Here is a 23,134-nt window from a genome sequence, read left to right on the forward strand (position 1 = left end):
ATTTCAAGCGGTGCCCCACCCACTGTGGAAACGAAATAGCTATTCGACCAAAGAGTGGGTAGCTTCGTCGTCAGTTCCTTAAACTCCTTTCTCAACACGCGGGAAGAAACTCCCTTGATGCGTTTGACTGCTTTGTGAACCCCGAATTGTGGATCTATATCCAATAGGAGGTGAACGTGGTCTGGCATGATCTCCATTTCCTGAATTTCGACGGATAGACCGGTGCACGTTTCTACAATGAGCTCCTTTAAGCGTGCCGCTACTGGTCCGACAAGGACCTTTCGCCGATATTTTGGACACCAGACAACATGGTAGGTACAAGAATAAGTGATGTTATGATTTGAGTTATATTTTTTATTTTCCATACATTGATTATACAGCTAATTCCCACATAACACAACTGAGTGCACGTCTTATATCCCCATAGCTAAAGCAAGGGGCTTTACGACGATCTTTCGGTAATAAATCGTGAGGCAGGGTCCTGCAGGCAGTTCTTCCAACAAATTCAGATAGGTCATGATTTTTTCGCGGCAGTCCTCTATCTTCGTCGTATGTGTCAATCTTTTCTATGCAAAGTTCAAAAACCTTACTTGTAGTGCCAATTTGAAAATATTTTAATATTGTCCCTGAAGCTTCGGCGCGCGTCGCTTGCCCTTCCCTCCGGGAATACAGTGAATCAAAAAGCGTAATTCACTGTATTCCCGGAGGATTTGGAGAAAATCCTGATTAACTCGCAAATATTTTCTTCATCATTCCCATGCTACAGGTCGCATTCATCGCTGGTATACCAGCCTGTCTAGCGGGTGTCCGCTCTCTGCCGGAATGTTTCTTTAACGCATTTCTGACTGCGAATTTCAGTTTTGTCGCTAAACTTTCCGGAACGATACGTATTGGCTCCGTTAACGCTTTTTCCAGGGTTCCCATCTTCTTGCCTTCAATGATGGAGACCATCGCCCGAGCGCCGTCATGGCTCCAGTACTTCCCATTTCCTTTCATCCGATAGCTATAAGGGCGATGATTACTTTCACAGCTTCCAATCCCCTGGATTCCTTTGCAGTATTCGATTTCTCTTAACGGACGAAGATACGTCCAGTTTCTTTCTAGGTAGGCTGTAAGAAGTCGCAATTCCTCTTTTTGCTCTTTCTCCTGTTCTAGCGATATTTTACTTTCAATCGTATCCAATACAATCGCAATCGAATCCCAATCATAGGACCATAGGGCCTTTTTCAGTGGCAGTTCCATCTCTGGACACCAAGAAAGCCGACTCTTAATCTTTCTGTGAACGTGGTAGCGATCCAACTGGTGGATATGTTCTTTGCATACACCGATTGCCAAGGCACAGTCCTCTGCCCGATAACCTGAGCCACCATCGGTGTTCGAAATGACTACCGTATTTTTGAGATCGTAATGACTCCCTAAATAAACCGCTGCTTTCTCCCAGGCATCTTTCGCTGATTTCAATGATGAAACAAATATGGGATTTTTCAGTTTCTTTCTTTTCCCGCTTGTTGTGACGCCTTCTGCTATTTGGACTCGGTGGATCTCTTCTTTTCTTTTCCCTTTGCCTTTTATGACGATCCCATCGCCTTCTACCAAGAGAAAAGGTACTTCTTTCTGTTCTTCGGGTAAGGCCACTTCGTATTCTTCTAAGTTTTGTTTCTCCCACTGCGCTTGCTTTTCTCCTACCGATTTCACAATATTGCCCACTGTTCCATGGCTCATGCTGAACGAAGTCAGTTTAGTGACGGCTTCGGCCACACCGCGGTAGACGCTGCCAGTCACAAGTTCGGCCACTTGCTTTTGTAAAAGGGTAGAGTAGCGCTCGCTTTTATTGAAGCCACAGATGTTATCCAGTGGGAAAAAGCTCTTTTCACCTTTCTTCTTTAAACGTCTACGCATAAACTCGACTGTACCGAATGTGAAAGTAATCGTGCGTGAATCCCTGTTGGCGATACGCCATCCTTCCGCTTTAAACGGAACGTACAACTCGCTATCCAAGGCCTCTAAGGCCTCCTTCATGAGTTGACTTACAAGATCTGAGAAATAAGCCTGAAGCGTAGTTTCTGCATCAAGCACATGATTTGAATCCTTTATTATGTGGTGAATTTCTGCTATAATTTTTTCCATGAAGACCTTCCTCTACACTAAATTGGCTACCAACCTTTAGTTGTATTGTAAGGTCTTCTTTTTGACTATTTCAACAAAAGAATAGTTTTGCATAGAAAAATTATACACTTAGATCTTCGTCTGCATATTTTTTAGCGTTGTTTCCGTTTTGATGGAAATGATGCGCTGTTCCGGCTGGTTGGTCAATGTAATGTCTGAAATTCTTCCCATTTTACAAAACCCCCTCTATCAAGGCTTACGATGCACCGACTTTCACAAAATTCAATATAAGGATAGCATATTTTCAAGAAAAAACCCACTCGATGGATCAAGTGTCGAAAATTTGCCTCTTTCCCAATTGCTTCAGTTCTTCCTGAACGGTTTTGGCCAAGCCCAGATCCGTCAAAACATGCAGCACATCGCCCGTTTGCATAACTGTTTTCCCGGTTGCCACAACATTCTGCTGGCCTCTTCGGATCGATATCACCAACACATCCTCAGGCCAACGGACATCACGTATCTCTTTGCTGGAAAAATAACTTTCAGCTCTGACCGGTAGATCAAACAGATATTTTTTCCCATTGCGCTTGCTGTCATGTGAAGCGATCAGCATTTCCAAAAGGCTCTCATAGATAGGATCCACTCCCAACAGATTCGCAGTGACAAAGGCGCTGAATGAACAAATGGCAAGAGGCATCAACTGATTCATCCCGCCGACCATCTCCGTCACCAAAATGATGGCGGTCAAGGGTGCTTTTCCGATGGCTGTGAAATAACCCGCCATCGCAAAAATGATAAAATGCGGCAAATATTGCGGATCGAAAGAAAACAGAGACAACGTTGCTTTCCCATAGATGGCGCCCAATATTGCCCCCAAGGATAAGATCGGCAGAAAAATACCGCCGGGAACATTCGCCCCATAGGAAACCATCGAAAATACAAAGCGCAAAACCCATAAGCCGAGCAACATCCCCAAGGAGAGTTGCCAATTGCTCAAATGCAGGATCAGCTCGCTGCCTCCTCCGATGACCTGGGGAAGAAAATAGCCGATCGGGATGACCAGTAGGAATGGCAAGATTGCATTATACCGAGCTGGGATGAATGGCAACCTGCCATACAGTTTAGGCAATACCAAGACTACTTTGGTGTAGAGCCAGCCATTCAATCCCAGAAAGATGCCTAAACCAATAACCAAACCATATTAGGCGATCGGGATCGTGTTCATCATGCCGATATCCAACGCCGGAGTCAACCCGAAGATATTAAGGGATACAAAATTTGCCACAAGCGCCGAAGAGAAAGTCGTGATGGCCAACAAGGGAGAAAAATTATGATGGACCTCCTCCAGGACAAACATCAGTCCTGCCAAAGGAGCATTGAAAGCTGCGGCCAAACCGGCACCGGCACCGCTCGAAAGAAGGATTTTTTCTTCGACATCATCCCCCTTTGTGAGATTGCTGATGCCTTGCCCCACTGCGGATCCCAGTTGGATGGACGGGCCCTCCCTTCCTAAAAAAAGGCCGGATCCGATCACCAGTAGACCGCCGATGAATTTTTTCCAGAGTACTGGCCACCAGTTTAAGCTGATGAGCCCCTGTACTTGCCCTTCAACTTGCGGAATGCCGCTGCCCTTGATGTTAGGTTCGCTTTTAACAAGTTTTCCGACGATGAGCGCGGCTGTCACTGAAAAAATTACCTAAGGGATGAGCCAGATTGGCTGTTCCTGCATGAAATGATAGCCTTCGATCACTGTTTCTAAAATAAATTCAATGCCTAATCTGAATAGACTAACAATAAAACCGGCTGATAAACCCACCAGGGTTCCTTTCATGAGGTAAATGACACGTTCATCAGCCATGAGCTTCCTGTAGATATCCACGGATTATCCCTTCTTTCTTTTTTAATTGTTCAATGAAAATCAAAAAACCTAAAACTATGTGCATAATTTTAGGCGATTTTGGTTTTTGTCGTATCCTACATAGTCGAACTCTGAATTGCAGGGGGTGAGCAATTCATCGTATCCTACGAAAACGCGTTCTGAAAAGCAGATACCACTCCCGTTTTGTCATGGCTCTTGCGATTTTTAATCGCTTAGAGACATGATACACTTGACCGGTACGGTCACAGTGCCTCCTTACGTAGTGAACAAAAGAGGTTCACTTCGTTATTTGCTCCAACGTCCGGGTATCTAAACGCTTTTCATCTCGCTCTACTTAGTCGAACTCTGAATCCCTAACAAACGGTGCGTCATTAGGTTCAGCACAAACATTGCGAAAGACCTCAAACGTCGCACTGTGACGTTTGAGTGCCTAACGCTATTTAGGCCCATCCAGCCAAAACCGGGCTGGCAGTTCCTAAATTTCGTTAGTGCTCGATTCCTAGAGCGGGATTCATCTCGCTCTACATTTTTTCTGGGGATTGGACTCCTAGGAGTCTTAGGCCTTCTTGCAGGACTGTGGCTACGGATTGTACAAGAGCCAGACGGGCGTTGCGTTTGTCGTCTTCGACAAGCACTTTTGTGTTGCCGTAGTATTTATTGAATGCTTGGGACAAGTGGAGCGTGTATTTCGCGATCACGGATGGCTCGAATTTTTCGTAGGCTTGTTGGATGATTTCAGGGAAACTGTTCAACAGTTTCACGACTTCCCATGCGTACGCGTCATCCAAACCAAGATCAGCAGCTTCGGTCGTGTCCAGTTCAACTGCCGCTTTGCGCAGGATGCTCAAGCCACGTGCGTTTGTATATTGTACGTATGGGCCTGTTTCGCCTTCGAATTGCACGACTTCTTCCAAATCGAAGTCGAAATTGTTCAGACGGTCATTTTTCAGGTCGTGGAAAACGACGGCACCGATGCCGACTGCTTTGGCGACTTCTTCTTTATTTTCCAATGTCGGATTCTTCTCGTTGATCTGTTTCAAGGAAAGCTCGGTCGCTTCATTCAGGACTTCCTCAAGCAGGATGACTTTCCCTTGGCGCGTCGACAATTTTTTGCCGCCTTGTGTGATCAGACCGAATGGGATGTGGTGCATGTTTTCTGCCCAATCATAGCCGAGTTCTTTCAGAACGGCTTTCAGTTGTTTGAAATGGTTGCTTTGCTCATTGCCGACTGCGTACAAGGACATCGCAAAATCATAGTTGCGTTTGCGGTAGATTGCCGCAGCCAAGTCGCGGGTGATGTACAGCGTTGCGCCGTCCGATTTCTTGATCAAAGCCGGATTCAGATTGTATTTTTCCAGATCGACGATGGTTGCACCGCGGTCCTGGGTCAGGATGCCGGCTTTGTCCAGCAGCTCAACGACTTCATCCATCTTGTCATTATAGAAAGCTTCGCCGTTGAAGGAATCGAACGTGATCCCCAACATATCGTAGATTTTCATGAATTCCTGCAGCGATTCGGAACGGAACCACTCCCAAAGATGCAGAGCTTCTGCATCGCCGTCTTCCAATTTCTTGAACCAGGCGCGGGCTTCGTCGTTCAAAGTATCGTCTGTTTCTGCTTCCGAATGGAAACGCACGTACAGAGTCAGCAATTCGTTGATCGGCTCAGCTTTGACTTTCTCCTCATTGCCCCACAATTTGTAGGCGACGATCAACTTGCCGAATTGCGTTCCCCAGTCGCCCAAGTGGTTGATTTTGATCGGGTTGAAGCCGACTTTCTTCATGATATTGGCCAAAGAATTTCCGATTACCGTAGAACGCAAATGCCCCATCGAGATCGGTTTCGCGATATTCGGCGAGGACATATCGATCGGCACGTTGCCGCCTTTTCCGATATCGGCTGTTCCGAACGCTTGCTTCTCGGCAGCAATTTCATGCAAGACCGCATTCGATACCGCTGCTTTTTCAAGGAACAGATTGACGTACGGGCCGACCGCCTCAACCTTTTCAATATAAGGATGGTTCAGTTGTGCCGCCAAATCTCCGGCGATAGCTTGCGGCGCTTTGCGCAATGCTTTCGCCAGTGCGAATGCCGGAAATGCAACGTCCCCGTGTTCTGTATATTTGGGTACTTCCAGCAATTGGTACACTTGGTCGTAAGTTAAATGCTCCGATACCAGCTTTTGAATCTCTTCAGCAACAATCTTTTTATAGTCCATATTTTTCTGCTCCTTTATTATATGCCTCTGCCTATCCACACGGTGAATGGATCACTTATCTTCCAGTAGGTACCGCAAATCTGCGATAACGATAAAAAAAGCCCCTATTCTGCCCTGGCAAAATAGAGACGAACATCCGTGGTACCACTCTAATTCGATAAAGCAACACAGATGGGCTCTGATTAGTTTATCCTTTTGAACCGTTAACGGGGCTAAACCGAACGACGCTACTCGCAGACTCTTTCCCGATCCGTCCGTTGAACAGAGGACCGCGCCTGTTTTCAAGTCATTTTCTCTGAAGTGCGTTTCCTTCTTCACTCCGTTGCGGGCTTCCACCTTCCCCGCTCGCTGTGAACATTGCTCGAAGTACTTTCTTCATCAATGAATGTGATTACTATCTGTATTACTATATCAAAGCCGGCCCTGTTTGTCTAATTGAATTTTTGACTTCCTCATCATTCCGATGGATTCGGCAAATGCTTCGGACGGCTCATCCAGATGCTTTCCGAGTAATCCATGAAAATTTTTCCGATCCAGGATTTTTTGCGATGCACTTCGCGGAAGCCAATCCTTTCGTAAACACTTTGAGCCCGTCCGTTACTGTCGACGACATCCAAGGCGAAGGTTTCGTAAGGTTCCGTTTCGATCAGCTTAAGCAGCATCCGTCCGGCAACACCTTGGCACCGGTCTGCCTCGTTGGTCGCTACACATTCAAAATAGAGCGTATCATCGTCGATGTCCAATGGCTCTCCGTATTCTTTGCGAAAACTGAAATAACCGACATGTCCCCAGAGAAATCCGAAATTAGCCAGGAAATCCTCTTTGTTGACTTCCATCGCACGACGCTGGTTGGTCGAACAGCCCACCATCGCGACCGGGCGCTCCCCGTCCATCGCAACTCGGATCAAGTCCTCCTGCAGCAGCCTGCGGAATCCGCCAAGCAGGCGATCGGTGTCGCGATGCAACGTCTTCATGTCCTTATAGTAGCTGCTGACAAAAATTTTTCTGACATCCTCTTTTTGTGTTTCTGATAAATCACTCATTTTCACCATCGTTATTTCTGTCATATTTGTCTTCCCTTCATGCAAATCTCACGTACTGTTTAATCCGCTGCATTATTGCTGGTGGCTGTTTCCGATGAATGCTGTGATGGCCTCGACCGTCTGCTGTTGCTGCTGATTGGCGCTGAAGGATGCCGTCCCATCGCCCTCCTGCGGGCCGTAATCGCCGAATTGGCCATGATTACCGCCATCCAGCACGATTTCCGTATAGTCATCCGGCAACTTCGCTTGCGCTTTATCGTAGCTTTCACGGCTCAAAACTTCATCCTCCGAACCATAGATGGAGAGCGCAGAAAACGGCGCATCAGTCAAATCATTGGATGGATAGGCTGCTAAGAAAATCAAGCCGGCGACTTCATCAGTTTGATCGGCCGCAAAATTGGAGGCCATGACACCGCCCAAAGAATGACCGGCAAGATACCAATCCTGCACACTAACTTCCTGTTCCATGATTGCTTCGGCCGCGTCCGCGTCAAAAACCGCCAAATGGAACGGCATCTTGGCGATGACCACCAATAAATCCGCTTCGGCCAAGCTACGCAGCAAAGGTGCATAGGCTTCCGCTTCCACCTTTCCGCCCGGATAAAAGATAACCCCTTCTTCCGGATCTTTTCCATTCGGAGTAAAGGTGATCGTATCATCGGTCTCCGTAACAGTGATCGACTCATCCGACTGCAGCGCCTCAACAGCCTCCACCGTTGCCTGATAATAGTCATTCACATACCAAAAGAATGCACCTGCTGCAATCATAATACTTATGGCCAATCCGATCAGTACTTTTCGGATCCAGCTGAATTTTCTATTTTTTCCATAATTTCCTCCTTTGAATCATGTTTGCACTTTTCCTGAAACTGTTCTAAAGTAATCATGATGAGTGGCTTATAAGTTGTATCCACCTCAGAAAGGCGGGTAAAAAACATGTGGTATGATGGTATTTTTGAATCTTTGCTGGCTTTGCGCGATGAAAAACGTGCTCCCCAGATGTCGGCCTATATGCGGAATCAATTCCCGTTCCTGGGCATCGCATCGGCTCCGCGGAAAGCAGCCTATAAAAAAATTTTTGCAACCGCAAAAAAAGAAAAAATCGTCGACTTCGATTTCGTCGACCAGTGCTTCAAGCGTGAAGAACGTGAATTCCAGTATGCCGGCGTCGATTATTTACTGGCGATTCAGGATTGCCTCGTTCCGGAAAACTTGCCGAAATTGAAACAATACATCCAGACAAAATCTTGGTGGGATACCGTCGATGGCCTGGATGGCGTTGTCGGATTGATCGTCCAACGCTATCCGGAATGCAAGCCGATCCTGTTGGAATGGAGCGTGGCTGATGACATCTGGCTTCGTCGGGTCGCAATCGATCATCAACTCGGCTTCAAATCCAAGACGGACGCCGTGTTATTGGAAGAAATCATCAAAAATAATCTGAACCAAAAGGAATTCTTCATCAATAAAGCTATCGGTTGGAGCTTGCGCGATTTCAGCAAAACGAATCCCGATTGGGTGCGCGCATTCATTTCCGCACATAAGGATGATCTGTCCAGTTTGAGCATCCGCGAAGGCAGCAAATATGTCTGATCATTTAGGCTTCTATATCTTGGCCGGCTCATAGTTGAGCTGCACCAAGCCGGAATCGAACGTGGTTGCTTCAACTAATTTCAATGGGTGCTCCTTCTTGCTTTCTTTAAATAACGGAATCCCTTCACCCAACAAAATCGGGATGATGGATACAGTATAACTGTCGATCAGCCCTTTCTCACGGAATAAGTCGATTGCTTCGGACCCGCCATCGATAAAGATGTCTTTGCCGGGTCTGCTCCGGATTTGGTCCAACAGATTGTCGAGAGATCCGCTGTAAAAATGTATTTGCCCCTCAGAAGGACGCTCCGTCCGTGAAAGGACATAACAGTCCCGGTCTGCATGCGGGAATTCCCCGCCGAAAGACAACACTTTTTCGTATGTCTTCCGGCCCATGATGACTGTGTCGATCGTTTCAATAAAAGCGGCATAGCCATAATCTTCATCCGGTCTGGCGACACTATCAAGCCAATCGATATCTCCATCCGAATGCGCGATATATCCATCCAGACTGGCTGCGATATAGACTCTGACTTTTCTTTTTCCCATTTGATCACCTCATTGACTTGTCTACCCCATACAGTCAACTATACGCTTGGTTGACAATCAAAGAAAGAATTTTTCGTTCGGAAATTGACAAAACCGCAAAAAAAGACGATTCTGAGCGAATCGTCTTTTTTTGCGTGGGCCGCGATTTTTTGGTTGACAATCATTTATTGCCTAGCTCGTTGATCTGAATCAGCTTCGGAGCGGATAAGCCAGGATCAAACGGATAGCGGAATTGGTCGCAGCAACTTCCTTTAACAGGCTAACCAGGGAATCCCCATAATCGCCGAGTTGGTTATGCACCATTTGCGGATCATGCAGGATGATCATTTTGCCGGAATAATCCGTCGTCAGACAATCCCATAAGGCATCCAGGTTATTGCCGTAATATTCGGGGAGGTGCAATTTCTTTTTCAGATAGGCATGCGTTGCTTTTCGGCCGGTCATTTCCCTGCCTTCCAAACGGATGATTTCCATCTTCAATCAATCCCCCTCCCCGTACAGCTGCTCGAACGACTCGTAATGATCATCCGTGTAAAAGATCAGTCCGTCATTCGAGTACACGATGCGCTCCGCCCCGCGGTAGCCACCGTCGTAATTGATGTCGGCTTCGTAATAGGTCCTGCCCGATTTCTTCGGAAGCAAGCCCTCACGATTGCCGAAGAAATCACCACCGATCGACATCCCATCCGTCACTTCCCACAAATTGCCCTCTGCGTTGTCCCAGCCCAATGCTTCAGCTTCGTCCTTCGTCAGATAGTTGGGCGGCAGTGCGTTAAACTGGTGGATATAGGCCGCCACTTCGTTTTTCGTCGAATAGGACTGTCCTTCCGAAACGCCACTGCTGATTGCCGTTTCGGTCGATTCCTGTATTTCACTTTCTTGGGTACCTTCTTCAATTGTTTGCGAGCTACTGGCGGCTATGCTGATCGAAGAATCGGATGTTTGTTCCTCGAAAAGCGAGTCTACGCCGTTGAACCATACGGCCAGAATGATCGCCAATAAAGCGAACAAGCCTTTCAAGCCGCTTTTTAAGTTTTTCATGCACTAGTCCCCTTTTTGGTAAGTTTATTCTCGAATACGATACAAAAGGAACACCTGATTGTCCATTATTTACTCGGAATCCTGTTGATCCGTTCCGACCCGCACCATGATTTCGTTGTGCCGGAACATCGGCGGCACGAACGGCGCGTTGAAGGACGCCAGCATATAATTCGAAGCTGGCTGGTACTTTTTCTCCTGCAGCCACTGAGCTAGCTTCTCCAGCATGTCCCGTTCTTTGCGATCATTCGAATAACCGCCGTATTGGATGACCGCAAAAAGGCCGTTGGCGAATTTTTTTACGGTCAGCGCAGGACTGTTGGGCTGCGGAATATCCTCCCATTCCGTCTTAGGGACAACAAATGCCATCTTCGTGCGTTCTTCCGACATTTCCTGGATAACCGGTACAGTCATGCTGATTTTTCGGTCCGCTTGATTATCTTTTGAAATATAACGGAACAAGGTGCCGAACCCGCTGTCCACATCCGGATCAGCGGCATTGTCGTATTCCACGACGTAGAAATCCCGGTATTCCCTCAATTCGAACGGATACTCCGACAGCAGGACCGTGTATTCCGGGCGCTCATATTTGGCCATGACTTCCCTTCCCCCATTCTGTTCTCTATAGCTGAATTTTACCATGATTTTCTTTTTTTCCGAAAAGATAGGCTGCTTGACTGGCTTGGGGCTTGTGATATCAGCCAACAACTGATATAAATAAATTATAAACAAATGAGAGCGTTATCACCTTTTATGATCGGAGGAGGCAGCCATGCTGAAAAGTTTTTCGTTGCAGGAAAGAAGTTGGATCATGTATGATTGGGCCAATTCCGCCTATTCGGTCATCATCTCCTCGGTCATTTTGCCACTTTTTTATAAGTCGATCACAAGTGGGGAAGGAATCGCCCCGAACTTGGCGGATTCTTTTTGGGGCTATGCAACCTCTGCCGCAACTTTGGCTATCGCCGTATTCGCGCCGATCCTCGGTACGATCGGGGATTATCCGAAATGGAAAATGCGACTGTTCAAAAGTTTCTTCTTGATCGGTGTTGTTGCAACGGCTGCGCTCAGCTTTACGGACGATTGGCGCCTGCTGCTTGCCTTCTATATGCTCACGACAATCGGTTTTTCCGGAGCAAATATCTTCTATGACGCTTTTTTGGTGGATGTCGCGACCGATGAACGAATGGATCGGGTCTCCACTTACGGATTTGCGCTGGGTTATATCGGCGGCAGTACGATTCCGTTCGTGCTTTCGATCCTGCTGATCATGTTCGGCGAGAGCATCGGCATTTCCCGGACCACCGCCGTCAAAGCCTCCTTCCTGTTCACGGCATTTTGGTGGATCGTCTTCACGATTCCGATGCTGCGTAATGTGAAACAGCGCTATTTCCTCCCGCCCAGCGAACATATCATCCATGACAGTTTCGCCAGACTATCGAAAACACTGCGTCAGATCCGCAGCCACAGGAAAATGTTCTTGTTCCTGATCGCCTATTTCTTTTACATCGACGGATTGAACACGATCATCCACATGCCACTTCCTTTTCTTTTGTGACCACCCTATCCCGCTTACAATTCAAAAGCCAATTCTTTGTCCCAAGCGGCCGGGTTTGTTATAGTCAATCTATCAATAATTTGGAAATCATTTGCACAAATGTATTCAGAATAAAGAATCGGAGGAAATTATGAAACTCAGCATCTTGGACCAAGTCCACATCACAGCAGGCGGCAACGCCGAGCAGTCCCTGCAGAACGCCAAAGAACTCGCCCGTTTAGGCGATAGCCTCGGGTACGAACGCATTTGGTTCGCCGAGCATCACGGCAGCAATTTGATGGCGAGCGCCGCGCCCGAAATCATCGCCGCCTTCATCGCGGCCGCGACGGATCGGATCCGTGTCGGAACCGGAGGCGTCATGATGATGCATTACTCCCCTTTGAAAATCGCGGAAGTCTTCAAAACACTGTCCGGCTTTGCACCCGGTCGGATCGATTTGGGCGTAGGCCGTGCCCCCGGAGGCGATCGTCAGTCCATGTACGCATTAGCGCAAGGCAACCCGCCCCAATTGGAGAATCATTACGAAAAACTGCGGACGATATTGGATCTTTTGGAAGACCGGAAACCCCAGGATCCACTTTACCGGGACACTCCCGCGGCGCCTGTAGACGTGACCGTTCCGCAGACCTGGTTATTGGGTTCGAGCGGAAACAGTGCTGTGCAGGCCGGCAGAATGGGCGTCGGCTATTCATTCGCGCAGTTCTTCACCGGGACGCTTGATAAAAGTATTTTCGACCTCTACAAGAAGAATTTTGTCCCATCCGCAGCCATACCCGAAAAACAGATCAGCGTCGCTTTCCATGCCATCGTCGCGGATACGCGCGAAGAAGCGCTCTACGAAGAGTTGCCGTATGCAATCTTCAAGATGCAGCTTTTCCGCGGAATGATGCGCAACCACCTGATGACCCCGGAACAAGCCGCCGCTTACCCGCTGACGGAAATCGAGAAGCAGCTTATCAACGACATCCGCAAGACGCATATTATCGGGACCGCGAAAGAAGCCGGAGAAACATTGCTGAATCTGCAGGAACAATACGGTTTCGACGAAGCGATGATCATCAGCATGCCGCATTCCCAAAAGGCGCGGCTCAAAACCTATTCCTTGTTGGCGCAGGAACTGCTGTAGACTGTCTACCGCATCAAGCTCGGTCATCCTCTTAAAGGGGATGGCTTTTTTTTGGCTTGTGCCCGTTCCAACGTTTCGGCAATCCTTTTTTTCCGGGAATCGGGACGTTTTGCGTGTGCGATCCAGAAAAGATAGTGGGCCTTTTCACCGGTCGGCCAGCCTTCGAAACACGCGCGGGCTAACGGATCATCCTTGAATGCCTGCTCCAGTTCCTCGGGCAGCTCCGGGACTTCCTTAGAGGAATACGCTGCTTGCCATTTTCCGTTGGTCTTCGCTGCTTGGATTGCCGCCAAACCGGCTTCAGTCATCCTTCCTGCCGCCATCAAAGCTTCGGCACGTTTGCGGTTGACCAGCGACCACACGCTCCCTGGCCTGCGAGGAGTCATGCGGATGATGAAGCTTTCCTTATCCAGACTGTACATCTTACCGTCGATCCAGCCGAAACAGAGCGCCTCTTCGACCGCTTCTGCGAGCCGGATCCCCTCGCCTTTAGTGTGGGATTTTTTGATTTTTAGCCAAATCTGATCCTTTTGATCATGCTTTTGCACCAGCCAGTCATGCCATTCCTGAGGATTACGCAAACTGAGCCACTCCTCGGGAAATCCGGATTCCGTCATAACTAGCTCTCCTTCCATTTCAGGGGATGCATGATGCTCTTTAAAAGCATCATGCATCCCTGTCATAATATTCCAGTACTCGCAGGCATCTGAGCGTATTCCAGCGGCTTGGCTTTCCGGCCTGTTCCATCTGAAAATGCACTTCGCCGGGATGATGGGCCTGCGTTTTCCAGCGTCCGTCCGACAGTCGCTTTTCCTTCAGAATGTCCAAAGCATCCTGCAGCCTTTCATCATACGGATAACCGACACTTTGAAAATAATCGAGCGCGCGCAAAATATCATAGCGCCAACGCGGCGGGTATACCAATTTCAAAAAGCTCGGATGGATGACTGCGCCGGTATGGTCGGATTTAAACAGCCGATGCCGCAGAAGGAATTCCTGTGCCTCTCCTTCAATCCGATTCAACTCTTCCGCCCTGAAGGTATAACCGGCAGCGATGTACTCACGGATGCCCTCCAGGACGCTGGTCGTGGAATGCATCGAACTGTAACGGGCACCAGATCGGTTCAGGCGACAATTGAAGCCGCCATCGGCCAGCTGCTGGCTAATGATGAAATCGACCACCGACCTGAGCTTTTCCTCATCCGTCCCGAAATAACAACCATAGTTCAGGAACATCCCGTTGATGCAGACATCACTCTGCTCGATATCCTTTGACGGATTAATGCCACCATCAGGCCCTATTGAAGTGGCAAGGATGAGCGCCAACGCCTTCTTGATTTCTGGTGTTGCCGGGATGCAGAGGTTGCGCAGATCCACCAAGGTGTAATGGCTGCTCGTCCATTTCGGTTGATAGAACGCGCGGCCCCAATGCCCGTCAGGCTGTTGTCGTTTCAGAAAAGCACGGCCCCAACCCGCCTCGGCTATCCTGTTTTTCAAGTCGGACAATACCGCAGAATCCTCATGCAACAGATCGCACCTTGTCTGATATTGGATGGCTGGATCGCCTTCCAGAAGCCACGCGATGATTTCCGCCCTATTCATTTCCATCGGCCCTTCCTTTTTCAACCTGCTCCGGCAGTGTCCGTTCGATCAACTTCACTTACTTTGTCGACAAAATCGATCCACAACGGTTGCTTTTCAGTTGCCTATATCTTTGAAGATTGCTGTCGCCCCCGTGTTTCAGAAAACCGATACGCTTCCTGTAGCCAAGTATCCAAGACATCCGTCAGATCAGCTTCCTCCGCAATGATGACGTGGTGCGTCCATCTGCCGGGGTACGGTTCGACCGCTTCGACAATCTGATCATGCACAATTTGGCGCCCGCAGCCGAAGCTCAGCACCAAACTGTGCAGCGGTCGCTTTCTGTCTGTAGGCTGCGGCATCCAGATCCAGGCGAATTGCGTTCTTGTAGCGAAGGAAATCTGGGTCTTTGTCACCGTGATGATGGCGGGTCCGATTGCCCGGATTTTCCTTTCCACAGCCCTGAACAATGCTCTCGTTTCAGGTTTTCCGGTAAAAAATACTTCCACTTCTTTGTTGATCATTACATCTGTCATAGGTATCGCCTCATTTTTTGAAATAGGAATTGGCGTATGCTCACTCCACCAGGAATACAATTTTCGTCAGCAGTTCGCTTTCGGGTACTTCCTCAGGCGAATTGTAATAATGCTCATAGACGGGACCAAGCGGTTTGTAGCCATTATCTTTGATCCATTTCTCAATTTCCTCATAAGCAGGCGGCATCTCCATATAAGGACCTTTGTATATGCAGCTGACCTGTTTGCCGGCAGGGATGTTTCCTGCAAGGATATCGCCTTTGCCAGGCAGTGGTTTGGATACAGGAAAACCGATTTCCAGTTCGAGCCTTTCCATATCCATGTTGAAATAGCCGACGAAAGCTGGTCCAACCGGTTGTTCACCCAATTCAATGATGTGCGTGACGATGTCCATGAAGGCCTTCCCCAATATTTTCGGAAGCTCGCTTACCGGAGTAACCGTTTTCAAAACCAAAGTCGGTTGTTCCTGTGTTTCCACCATTTCAATCACAAAGCTCATTTTATACACGTCTCCTTTTTTGAAGCCCATTGTCTCATGCTTATTTTATCACTTCCGCATCCGCACGACCATCAATACGATAGCAGCATAAAGGGTCTGAAATGGCACAAAAACAAGTCCCGGCGCCAATTCAGTCGAATCGTTGCCGGGACCTGTTTCAAGTCAATCAAACTATAACTTTATTAAAATTGTCATCATTTCAAACTGGGCGGCGCTTGTCTCTTCGCGAAAAGCACGTAGCCGATCGCCACGCCCATCAGTACGATACAAGCGATGACGGTCATGATGATGCCGGTGTATTGCCCGGCAAAGCCGTCCTGGGACATGTGCTTGATCAGGATGCCCGCATAAGCCCAGATGATCACCAGCCCGTAGGCGATGTCATGGTTGCGGATCATCGTGACGGCTCCGATCACAAGCCCGATTACGATGATCAGTATTGTCCAAATCGACTCAGAAATTCCGAAGCCATTCCAGCCGATGTCGACCAGCAGCGTCGTGATGTTCGCAATCGTTGCCACCGTGATCCAGCCGAAATAGACGCTGAACGGAAGACGGATGAACAGTTTTTCTTTCTGATCGAGTTTTTCCTTCAGGATCAACTGGTTGATGTAGATCAGGCTAAGCAGAATCACCAGCATCAAGATCACCGACAGGCCGATCATGCGGTAATGCCAACTGAAGATCCAAGCAGCGTTGACTACTGAACTGGCCGAAAAGACGATACCGATTTTACGCAACAATTCCGTCTTCACCTTGCTCTTATCCCCTTGGAACAAACCGAATTGGTAAAGCGTATAGCCCAACAGCAACAAATAGATGACGCCCCAAATCGAAAACGTCAATCCAGCAGGCGCAAACAGGTTCGGATAGGAATCCGATATCGCACCTGTATCGATCCCGTTGATCGGAAGGATGTTTGCCAAAGCGTTGACGATAACCATAATCAGATACGTTACAGCGACGGTGATTTTGATGGGTGTTTCCAGTTGTCTCGTTTCTGCTTTTGTTTCCATATTTGTTTCCTCCTCTTCCATTTTTCCTGATATAAATAATTGCATGTAGATAGCTTGATGCACAAAATTATTCACTATAAATAAATTATTATTCTAAATCAATAATACCTAAAATAGTGAACCTATGCAAATATTGCGGTTTCGTGGGAGAGGTTAATTTTTCTTCCGAACAGGTCCAATTTTTTGACATTTTTTTGAGTGAGGCGTACCTTAATGGTGACAAGTTCTTCATTCTTCGTTCATCCTTCCCATTCATCATTCAAAAACGTCGACCACCTTTTCAAATTCCCTTCCCCATTCAATCGTGCAGCGTTTGTATGAAAGGACGAAAAAAAAATGAACAGCAAGAAGAAACTCTACGGTTCCGCCGCGTTGTTGAGTCTATTACTGTTGGTCGGTTGTTCCGCGGACGAAGATACCGCGACAAATGATTCTTCAGCAGTCGGCTCATCGGAAATGATCGAAAGTAGTTCCGAACAAGATGAATCCATGATGGAAGACAGCGCAGAAGGCGACATGGAAGAAAGCGCATCGCTTGAAACACCCTATATCTATGGTGCAGTTGGCGCCTTGGCGGACAACAATCTGACGATGGAAGAGATGTTCACGTACGCCATCCAAGATGAATACTTGGCCCACGGAGAATATACCTACGTACTGGAAACCTTCGGAGATCAAGCTCCGTTCAACAACATCATTTCTTCTGAAGCTCAGCACATCACCGAAATGACTGTTCTGTTCGAAAAATACAATTTGGCGATTCCGGCTGACGAATCAGCCGATCACATCCAACGTGCGGCGGATGTAAGAGAGGCACTGGATAACTGCGCCACAGGGGAAGTGGACAACATCGCGATGTACAACAAATTCCTCGAACAAGACATCCCGGATGACGTTCGTGCAACCTTCACGGCTTTGCGTAACGCTTCGGAAGGACATCTGCAGGCGTTCAATAAGAGTCTCGAAAAATATTGATAAGAAATACTTATCCAGAGTAATGTCATTAATTTAAGCAACTTAGCAACTGTAAAAAAGCGAGGATGCATGATGCATTCTCGCTTTTTCTTGACTGCAGGGCTAAATTGTTGAATGTTCCACAGATATTCGACAGTTTCGGTCCGACAGGATGTCAAATTGTCGAAAGTTTCTCGGCATTCGACAATCTCGGTCCAATCTGGTGTCAAATTGTCGAATCTACCTCACCTATTCGACAGTAATGGCTACCGCGCTGAGCATTCCTCTCTCTTACTTGTCAATCGCTTGAGTTAATGGCATTACCATCCAAAGACAGCCTCTTCTTCGTTGTGCATACGAACGTGGTGCTCTCCGTCCGGAAGAAAACTGAAAAACATTGCACAGCTCCGGTGACGGGTACGCTCACCGGAGGACATCGGTAACCTTCGACTGCAACTACGACGAAGCTAAACTCATCGGAGTACGCAACAGGAATGGTCCCCGAACTCCGGCGAAGCCTTCCTTCACCGAAGTTAGGCTTCCTTTCCACATTCAACAGGTGTCTTGACACGTGTAATGTTACGTGATATAGTCGTTTTCATTAAACTATCATTAAAAAAGGGGACGCACAAATGGATGAACTTACGGAAAGAATATTGCAACTGAAAGCAGAAAAAGATGCCGTCATTCTCGCACACTACTACGTTCCTGGGGCCGTTCAAGATATCGCAGACTTTATCGGGGATTCGTACTATTTGAGCAAAATTGCAGCACAGGTCACGGAAAAAGTGATTGTTTTCTGCGGCGTCGCCTTCATGGGCGAAAGCGCGAAGATGCTGAATCCGGATAAAGTCGTCCTGATGCCCGACCTGAAGCCGGATTGTCCGATGGCCCACATGGTCAAAATCCGCGACATCCAAAAAATCCGCGAGACTTACGAAGACGTGGCTGTCGTCTGCTACATCAACTCCACAGCCGAAATCAAGGCACACGCCGATGTTTGCGTCACCTCATCCAATGCGAAAAATGTCATCGCCGCCCTTTCCAACCGCTATATCTATTTCATTCCCGACGAGCACCTGGGCAGATACATTTCCCATCAGCTTCCCGAGAAGACGTTCCTCTTCAATGACGGCTACTGTCCGATCCATACCAGTATCCGCGTTGTCGATGTCCTGAAGATGAGACGCGACCTTCCGCAAGCCGAAATCTTGGCGCATCCCGAATGCAAGGAGGAAATCCTTGATTTGGCGGACTTCGTCGGCAGCACATCGGACCTCGTCGCCTATACCGAAAAGAGCCTCTCCCAAGATTTCATCATCTGCACGGAAATCGGCGTCATCCATGAGATGGAAAAACGGTCCCCAGGCAAAAGCTTTCATGCCCCTTCCGTCGGTCAGGTCTGTCCCGACATGAAGCTGAACACGGTCGAGAAAATCATCTATGCTCTGGAAACTTTCGAACCTGCTGTGGAAATGGATGAATCATTGCGCAAGAAAGGCATGCAGCCGTTGGAACGGATGATGGATTTAGCCGAGGTGAACACTTATGCGCAACTATGATGTCCTTATCATCGGAACGGGGGTCGCCGGACTGTTTGCAGCCCTCAATCTCAGCAGCGACAAACAAATCCTGATCGTCACCAAAGGAACTTTGGAAGATAACGATTCCTTCCTTGCCCAAGGCGGCATCTGCGTCCAGCGCGACGAAATGGATTTCGAGCCTTTCCTGGAGGACACTTTGCGTGCTGGCCACTACGAAAATAATGAAGCGGCAGTCGCAACCATGATCAATCAATCACAAGAAATCATTGACGATCTGATCGATTTGGGCGTTGCCTTCGACAAAAAGGGAGCCGGTTTCTCCTATACCAAAGAAGGCGCTCACTCCCGAGCCCGGATCCTGCACTGCAAAGATATGACCGGCAAGGAAATCAACAGCAAACTGATCGCACGGGTGAAAGAGCTGAAAAATGTGAGCATCCTTGAGAACAGCACGCTTGTCGATCTTTTGGTTGCCGGCGACCGTTGCCATGGCGCGGTGCTCCGTGATCAGGCCGGAAAGTTATCCAACGTTTATGCACAGTCCACGCTGCTCGCCACCGGTGGCATCGGCGGCCTGTTCAGCAAAACGACCAACTTCGCACATTTGACAGGCGACGCCATCGCCATCGCGCTGAAGCACGGTATCCGCGTCAAGGACCTGGATTATGTCCAGATCCATCCGACTTCGTTGTATACCGGACGTTCGGGCAGAGCTTTCCTGATGTCGGAATCGCTGCGTGGGGAAGGCGCCATCCTCGTAGGCAAAGACGGCCAACGTTTCGCTGATGAACTGTTGCCGCGTGACTTGTTGACGAAAGCAATCTATACCCAAATGGAAAAGGACCGCTTGCCCTATGTCCGGATGCTCCTGAAAGGCCACGTAGAAGGATCGATCGCCGGAAGGTTTCCGGGCATCCATGCCCACTGCCTGCAGGAAGGCTATGATTTGGTTGAAGATTACATCCCGATCGTGCCCGCCCAGCATTACTTCATGGGCGGCATCGCAGTCGATCTGAATAGCAAAACTTCGTTGGCGAACCTTTACGCAGCCGGAGAAACGAGCTGCAACGGCGTCCATGGAAAGAACCGCCTGGCGAGCAACTCGCTGTTGGAAAGTTTGGTGTTCAGCAAGCGCGCCGCCCAAGCCATCGATGAGTCATTCCAGTGCGCTCTTCCTTATCCGTTTCCCGAACCTGATGCCCGCTCCATCGAAGCGGGCCTAAAGGAAGCAAACAGAAAACTATTGGAAGAAATCGGAATCGAGGAGGAAGCTCATGCAAAGTAATCGGGATCGCCTGATTTTGGCGGCGCTGCAGGAAGACATCCCTACTGAGGATATCTCAATCAACGCCATCTTCACAGACTACACGAAAGGCAAAGCCGAGCTGTTGTGCAAACAGGACGGCATCATCGCGGGGCTGGATGTCTTCGCCAGGACCTTCGCCCTCCTCGACGACAAGACCGAAGTGATTTTCCATTGTCAGGATGGAGACGCTGTCCAATCAGGAGAACTTTTGGCTGAAGTCATCGGTGACATCCGCGTCATCCTGTCCGGCGAACGCACCGCCCTGAATTATCTCCAGCGCATGAGCGGCATCGCCACACATACCCGCGAGATCGTCGACTTGCTGGAGGGGAGCGGCATCACGCTGCTGGACACCCGCAAGACGACACCGAACAACCGAATTTTCGAGAAGTATGCCGTAAAAGTCGGCGGCGGTCACAACCACCGTTTCAGCCTGTCAGACGGCGTCATGCTGAAGGACAACCACATCGCTGCGGCGGGCGGCATCAAGCAGGCTGTTGCTGCTGCGCGGGAATATGCCTCTTTTGTGCATAAGATCGAAGTCGAAGTGGAAAACTTGGATATGGTCAAAGAGGCCCTCGAAGCGAGAGCCGACATCATCATGCTGGACAATATGACCCCGGCGGATATGAAGGAAGCCGTCCGTTTGATTGACGGGCGCGCCTTGGTGGAATGCTCCGGCAATCTTACCGCTGAAAACATCGCCATCTTGCGCGACACCGGTGTGGATTACCTTTCATCAGGAGCGCTGACCCACTCTTCAGCAATCCTAGATCTGTCGCTGAAGAACCTGGAACGGATCTGACGGAAAGTTATACCATTTAAACGCAAATAAGCTGTGGAAAAGCCATTAGTAATGGTTTTCCACAGCTCATTTTTTTCGTTATCCACAAACAGAATGATTTTAGTTCAAGTGCATCCTCAGAAACTGATGACAGGTTTCTTGAACAGGCCGTCGATTAGAGCATGGATCAAAGTCAACGGCAGATAGACGATGATGCTCAACATCATTGTGATTTCATACAACAGACTGCTCTTTTTGACAGCTTTGCCTTTCAAACGACTCAAGAAAGCACTGAACGCGATCCCATGCGCATTGCCGACCATGATGGCCCGGATGGCACCCAAAATCCCTTTGGCCTTGTCTTCCCCATAAAGAGCGACGATCCGATCCCAGGATTCTTCGGTCGGATACCCTCTCCGGTCGGCATAATGTTGGGCGAAAAGATACGCCGGCATTTCCTCAACAGGGATTTCGTCAACGGATCCGGCCAACAATTGCTTGATTTCTTCCGCAGCTATCCCCTGCTCGAGCGCCATTTTCGTGTGGGCATAGGAACAAACTTCGCAACCATTGACTTCCGTCACGCCCAACATGATCCTCTCGATGAATTCCGAACTCAATTCTTTTTTCTTTTTTGCCTTGATCATGTATTTCATTGTACGGACCCCTTCATACAAAATCGTATAAAATTCCCGCACCGTGTATATTTTCTTGTAAAATTCCTGCGCCATTATTATCTCCTTTACTCTGTAGGGCTTCTCCAGATTTGTTAAAAATAATTATACCCCTATAGGTATAGATAGTAAAGAAGACGGTTTGGCTGACCTATCCATTTTTCCAGTTCCACCACTTCAATTTTTCCGGATCCGGATTCGGTTCGGTCGCATAATAGACGGCGCAGCGGAAAGTGTACAATACGCAGGGATCTTGCCGCTGCCCGGTTATCCTGTTCAAACGCTCATAAAGTTCCTACGGATTCTTGTCGCGCAGGTCAGCGACTGTATTTATGCCTAATGAGACGAGTGTTGCCGCCATCTTCGGACCGATGCCGGGAATTTGCTGCAGTTCTTTCATCTGATTTCCCCCTCGCTTTGACTTCTTTTTCCTCAAAATCATTGTAGTCCTTGTCGCCGGCGATTGCCAATAATGGCATTCTTGGCTGACGACGCAAAAAACGGACAGGTTGGGCATCCATCAGAAGCTTTCTGGTGGACGCCCAACCTGTCCGGCTGTAGCATGTCATTCAAAAATAGGCAAAGCAGCAACAAATTGTATTTCCTCTACACATCCAATATACACCGTCATTGTAAATCGTATCAAAAAATCCTGTATTGTTTTTCTGACTGCTCCCCATGGATAAATCCAGGGGGGTCCAAGGGCTGTTGGGACGTCACGGACCGTACTGGCGATATTTCCAAAAAAGTGGAGATGTCGTTTTTCTATTTCCGTTCTATTCCCAAAAGCCCTTAAACTTTCTCAACAAGGCGCCCGATGGTACCATTCGCGTTGAAGGCTCACAGCTGAACCTTTTGCTTGCTCTATCCATTTGTTAAGCTAATTGAAAATCTCGCAGTCCGAAATTGCAGGACTGGCGTCCGGTTGATTGGCAGAGCGTCTGTATGCAGGTGTCGTGGTGCGCCATGAAGGTAGCAAACGTCGCGCTACATTTTGTGCGGTCAGTCTCGTTGCGTGTCGGTTGGCTGTTTTTCAGGAGGAACGCACTGTACAGATCCCGTTGGACAAGCTGCCCGGCAACAAAGGTCGTACGTTCATCACGTGTCTTTTTGATATACGTATCATTTA

General features: G+C 48.4%; 23 protein-coding genes, 2 pseudogenes and 1 other annotated feature. Of the genes and pseudogenes, 7 read left to right on the plus strand and 18 right to left on the minus strand.

Annotated features, from left to right (window positions below):
• The 6 genes and pseudogenes from tnpA to TES5_RS13800 all read right to left on the minus strand — a co-directional run.
• A partial coding sequence (gene tnpA / locus TES5_RS13770; protein ID WP_068562581.1) for an IS200/IS605 family transposase occupies positions 1-365 on the minus strand: 365 nt, incomplete at its 3' end.
• A 361-nt stretch (positions 366-726) separates the two neighbouring features.
• A complete protein-coding gene (locus TES5_RS13775; protein ID WP_068562563.1) occupies positions 727-2,127 on the minus strand; it encodes an ISLre2 family transposase in 1,401 nt (466 codons plus the stop codon).
• Positions 2,128-2,434: 307 nt separating this feature from the next.
• Positions 2,435-3,964 (minus strand): annotated as a pseudogene (locus tag TES5_RS13780) (ClC family H(+)/Cl(-) exchange transporter).
• 542 nt (positions 3,965-4,506) lie between these two features.
• Positions 4,507-6,204 (minus strand): arginine--tRNA ligase, encoded by a 1,698-nt coding sequence (gene argS, locus TES5_RS13785; RefSeq protein ID WP_068562564.1) that lies wholly within the window; start codon positions 6,202-6,204, stop codon positions 4,507-4,509.
• Positions 6,205-6,325: 121 nt separating this feature from the next.
• Positions 6,326-6,595: a binding site (T-box leader), on the minus strand.
• Between the two features lie 64 nt (positions 6,596-6,659).
• The gene (locus TES5_RS13795; protein ID WP_068562566.1) at positions 6,660-7,271 is read right to left on the minus strand and encodes a GNAT family N-acetyltransferase; all 612 of its coding nucleotides are present in this window, start codon (positions 7,269-7,271) and stop codon (positions 6,660-6,662) included.
• A gap of 48 nt (positions 7,272-7,319) precedes the next feature.
• Positions 7,320-8,030, minus strand: coding sequence for an alpha/beta fold hydrolase (locus TES5_RS13800; RefSeq protein WP_157080419.1), 711 nt, complete (start codon positions 8,028-8,030; stop codon positions 7,320-7,322).
• Positions 8,031-8,183: 153 nt separating this feature from the next.
• Between TES5_RS13800 and TES5_RS13805 the strand changes: the two genes are divergently transcribed.
• Positions 8,184-8,840: a DNA alkylation repair protein gene (locus tag TES5_RS13805; protein WP_068562568.1), complete on the plus strand. Its 657-nt coding sequence runs from the start codon at positions 8,184-8,186 to the stop codon at positions 8,838-8,840.
• A gap of 12 nt (positions 8,841-8,852) precedes the next feature.
• On the opposite strand, the gene TES5_RS13810 is transcribed toward TES5_RS13805, so the two are convergent.
• The 4 genes from TES5_RS13810 to TES5_RS13825 form a co-directional block, all read right to left on the minus strand.
• The gene (locus TES5_RS13810) at positions 8,853-9,389 is read right to left on the minus strand and encodes a dihydrofolate reductase family protein (protein WP_068562569.1); all 537 of its coding nucleotides are present in this window, start codon (positions 9,387-9,389) and stop codon (positions 8,853-8,855) included.
• A gap of 189 nt (positions 9,390-9,578) precedes the next feature.
• A complete protein-coding gene (locus TES5_RS13815) occupies positions 9,579-9,863 on the minus strand; it encodes a barstar family protein (protein ID WP_068562582.1) in 285 nt (94 codons plus the stop codon).
• A gap of 6 nt (positions 9,864-9,869) precedes the next feature.
• Positions 9,870-10,430: a ribonuclease domain-containing protein gene (locus TES5_RS13820; RefSeq protein WP_068562570.1), complete on the minus strand. Its 561-nt coding sequence runs from the start codon at positions 10,428-10,430 to the stop codon at positions 9,870-9,872.
• Positions 10,431-10,499: 69 nt separating this feature from the next.
• Positions 10,500-11,024: an SOUL family heme-binding protein gene (locus TES5_RS13825; protein ID WP_178137863.1), complete on the minus strand. Its 525-nt coding sequence runs from the start codon at positions 11,022-11,024 to the stop codon at positions 10,500-10,502.
• Between the two features lie 175 nt (positions 11,025-11,199).
• Between TES5_RS13825 and TES5_RS13830 the strand changes: the two genes are divergently transcribed.
• Positions 11,200-11,985 (plus strand): MFS transporter, encoded by a 786-nt coding sequence (locus TES5_RS13830; RefSeq protein WP_068562572.1) that lies wholly within the window; start codon positions 11,200-11,202, stop codon positions 11,983-11,985.
• Between the two features lie 130 nt (positions 11,986-12,115).
• Complete coding sequence (locus TES5_RS13835) at positions 12,116-13,111, plus strand: MsnO8 family LLM class oxidoreductase (protein WP_068562573.1); 996 nt, start codon at positions 12,116-12,118, stop codon at positions 13,109-13,111.
• 23 nt (positions 13,112-13,134) lie between these two features.
• On the opposite strand, the gene TES5_RS13840 is transcribed toward TES5_RS13835, so the two are convergent.
• The 5 genes from TES5_RS13840 to TES5_RS13860 form a co-directional block, all read right to left on the minus strand.
• The gene (locus TES5_RS13840) at positions 13,135-13,728 is read right to left on the minus strand and encodes a YdeI/OmpD-associated family protein (protein ID WP_068562574.1); all 594 of its coding nucleotides are present in this window, start codon (positions 13,726-13,728) and stop codon (positions 13,135-13,137) included.
• Between the two features lie 49 nt (positions 13,729-13,777).
• Positions 13,778-14,719, minus strand: coding sequence for a prenyltransferase/squalene oxidase repeat-containing protein (locus tag TES5_RS13845; RefSeq protein WP_083546568.1), 942 nt, complete (start codon positions 14,717-14,719; stop codon positions 13,778-13,780).
• Between the two features lie 98 nt (positions 14,720-14,817).
• Positions 14,818-15,228, minus strand: a complete 411-nt coding sequence (locus TES5_RS13850) for a DUF5655 domain-containing protein (protein ID WP_083546569.1) — start codon at positions 15,226-15,228, stop codon at positions 14,818-14,820.
• Positions 15,229-15,268: 40 nt separating this feature from the next.
• Positions 15,269-15,727 carry a GyrI-like domain-containing protein gene (locus tag TES5_RS13855; protein ID WP_068562575.1) on the minus strand — a complete coding sequence of 153 codons (459 nt, stop codon included), beginning with the start codon at positions 15,725-15,727 and terminating at the stop codon, positions 15,269-15,271.
• Between the two features lie 194 nt (positions 15,728-15,921).
• Complete coding sequence (locus tag TES5_RS13860) at positions 15,922-16,743, minus strand: tryptophan-rich sensory protein (protein ID WP_178137864.1); 822 nt, start codon at positions 16,741-16,743, stop codon at positions 15,922-15,924.
• Positions 16,744-17,079: 336 nt separating this feature from the next.
• Between TES5_RS13860 and TES5_RS13865 the strand changes: the two genes are divergently transcribed.
• From TES5_RS13865 to nadC, 4 genes are all read left to right on the plus strand, one after another.
• On the plus strand, positions 17,080-17,718 hold the full coding sequence (locus TES5_RS13865) for a ferritin-like domain-containing protein (RefSeq protein WP_068562576.1): 639 nt from the start codon (positions 17,080-17,082) through the stop codon (positions 17,716-17,718).
• A gap of 611 nt (positions 17,719-18,329) precedes the next feature.
• Complete coding sequence (nadA, locus tag TES5_RS13870) at positions 18,330-19,259, plus strand: quinolinate synthase NadA (protein ID WP_068562577.1); 930 nt, start codon at positions 18,330-18,332, stop codon at positions 19,257-19,259.
• Positions 19,246-20,526: an L-aspartate oxidase gene (locus TES5_RS13875; RefSeq protein WP_068562578.1), complete on the plus strand. Its 1,281-nt coding sequence runs from the start codon at positions 19,246-19,248 to the stop codon at positions 20,524-20,526. The genes nadA and TES5_RS13875 overlap by 14 nt, the downstream gene beginning before the upstream one ends.
• On the plus strand, positions 20,516-21,352 hold the full coding sequence (nadC, locus tag TES5_RS13880) for a carboxylating nicotinate-nucleotide diphosphorylase (protein ID WP_068562579.1): 837 nt from the start codon (positions 20,516-20,518) through the stop codon (positions 21,350-21,352). Before TES5_RS13875 ends, nadC begins: the two co-directional genes overlap by 11 nt.
• Positions 21,353-21,468: 116 nt before the next feature.
• Here nadC and TES5_RS13885 read toward each other — a convergent pair whose 3' ends face one another.
• The 3 genes and pseudogenes from TES5_RS13885 to TES5_RS15460 all read right to left on the minus strand — a co-directional run.
• On the minus strand, positions 21,469-22,062 hold the full coding sequence (locus TES5_RS13885) for a carboxymuconolactone decarboxylase family protein (protein ID WP_068562580.1): 594 nt from the start codon (positions 22,060-22,062) through the stop codon (positions 21,469-21,471).
• A gap of 94 nt (positions 22,063-22,156) precedes the next feature.
• Positions 22,157-22,522: pseudogene (locus TES5_RS15650) on the minus strand (helix-hairpin-helix domain-containing protein).
• Between the two features lie 358 nt (positions 22,523-22,880).
• Positions 22,881-23,134 (minus strand): hypothetical protein (locus TES5_RS15460; RefSeq protein WP_198143368.1); only part of this gene is annotated, 254 nt, incomplete at its 5' end.

The sequence above is a fragment of the Trichococcus sp. ES5 genome (genome assembly GCF_900067165.1).
GTDB lineage: Bacteria > Bacillota > Bacilli > Lactobacillales > Aerococcaceae > Trichococcus > Trichococcus flocculiformis.

Bases quoted from the DNA above. Each gene is read 5' to 3' on its own strand.
- TES5_RS13775 (WP_068562563.1), bottom strand. From the start codon at position 2,127: ATGGAAAAAATTATAGCAGAAATTCACCACATAATAAAGGATTCAAAT.
- argS (WP_068562564.1), bottom strand. From the start codon at position 6,204: ATGGACTATAAAAAGATTGTTGCTGAAGAGATTCAAAAGCTGGTATCG.
- TES5_RS13795 (WP_068562566.1), bottom strand. From the start codon at position 7,271: ATGACAGAAATAACGATGGTGAAAATGAGTGATTTATCAGAAACACAA.
- TES5_RS13805 (WP_068562568.1), top strand. From the start codon at position 8,184: ATGTGGTATGATGGTATTTTTGAATCTTTGCTGGCTTTGCGCGATGAA.
- TES5_RS13810 (WP_068562569.1), bottom strand. From the start codon at position 9,389: ATGGGAAAAAGAAAAGTCAGAGTCTATATCGCAGCCAGTCTGGATGGA.
- TES5_RS13815 (WP_068562582.1), bottom strand. From the start codon at position 9,863: ATGGAAATCATCCGTTTGGAAGGCAGGGAAATGACCGGCCGAAAAGCA.
- TES5_RS13820 (WP_068562570.1), bottom strand. From the start codon at position 10,430: ATGAAAAACTTAAAAAGCGGCTTGAAAGGCTTGTTCGCTTTATTGGCG.
- TES5_RS13825 (WP_178137863.1), bottom strand. From the start codon at position 11,024: ATGGCCAAATATGAGCGCCCGGAATACACGGTCCTGCTGTCGGAGTAT.
- TES5_RS13830 (WP_068562572.1), top strand. From the start codon at position 11,200: ATGCTGAAAAGTTTTTCGTTGCAGGAAAGAAGTTGGATCATGTATGAT.
- TES5_RS13835 (WP_068562573.1), top strand. From the start codon at position 12,116: ATGAAACTCAGCATCTTGGACCAAGTCCACATCACAGCAGGCGGCAAC.
- TES5_RS13840 (WP_068562574.1), bottom strand. From the start codon at position 13,728: ATGACGGAATCCGGATTTCCCGAGGAGTGGCTCAGTTTGCGTAATCCT.
- TES5_RS13845 (WP_083546568.1), bottom strand. From the start codon at position 14,719: ATGGAAATGAATAGGGCGGAAATCATCGCGTGGCTTCTGGAAGGCGAT.
- TES5_RS13850 (WP_083546569.1), bottom strand. From the start codon at position 15,228: ATGACAGATGTAATGATCAACAAAGAAGTGGAAGTATTTTTTACCGGA.
- TES5_RS13855 (WP_068562575.1), bottom strand. From the start codon at position 15,727: ATGAGCTTTGTGATTGAAATGGTGGAAACACAGGAACAACCGACTTTG.
- TES5_RS13860 (WP_178137864.1), bottom strand. From the start codon at position 16,743: ATGGAAACAAAAGCAGAAACGAGACAACTGGAAACACCCATCAAAATC.
- TES5_RS13865 (WP_068562576.1), top strand. From the start codon at position 17,080: ATGAACAGCAAGAAGAAACTCTACGGTTCCGCCGCGTTGTTGAGTCTA.
- nadA (WP_068562577.1), top strand. From the start codon at position 18,330: ATGGATGAACTTACGGAAAGAATATTGCAACTGAAAGCAGAAAAAGAT.
- TES5_RS13875 (WP_068562578.1), top strand. From the start codon at position 19,246: ATGCGCAACTATGATGTCCTTATCATCGGAACGGGGGTCGCCGGACTG.
- nadC (WP_068562579.1), top strand. From the start codon at position 20,516: ATGCAAAGTAATCGGGATCGCCTGATTTTGGCGGCGCTGCAGGAAGAC.
- TES5_RS13885 (WP_068562580.1), bottom strand. From the start codon at position 22,062: ATGGCGCAGGAATTTTACAAGAAAATATACACGGTGCGGGAATTTTAT.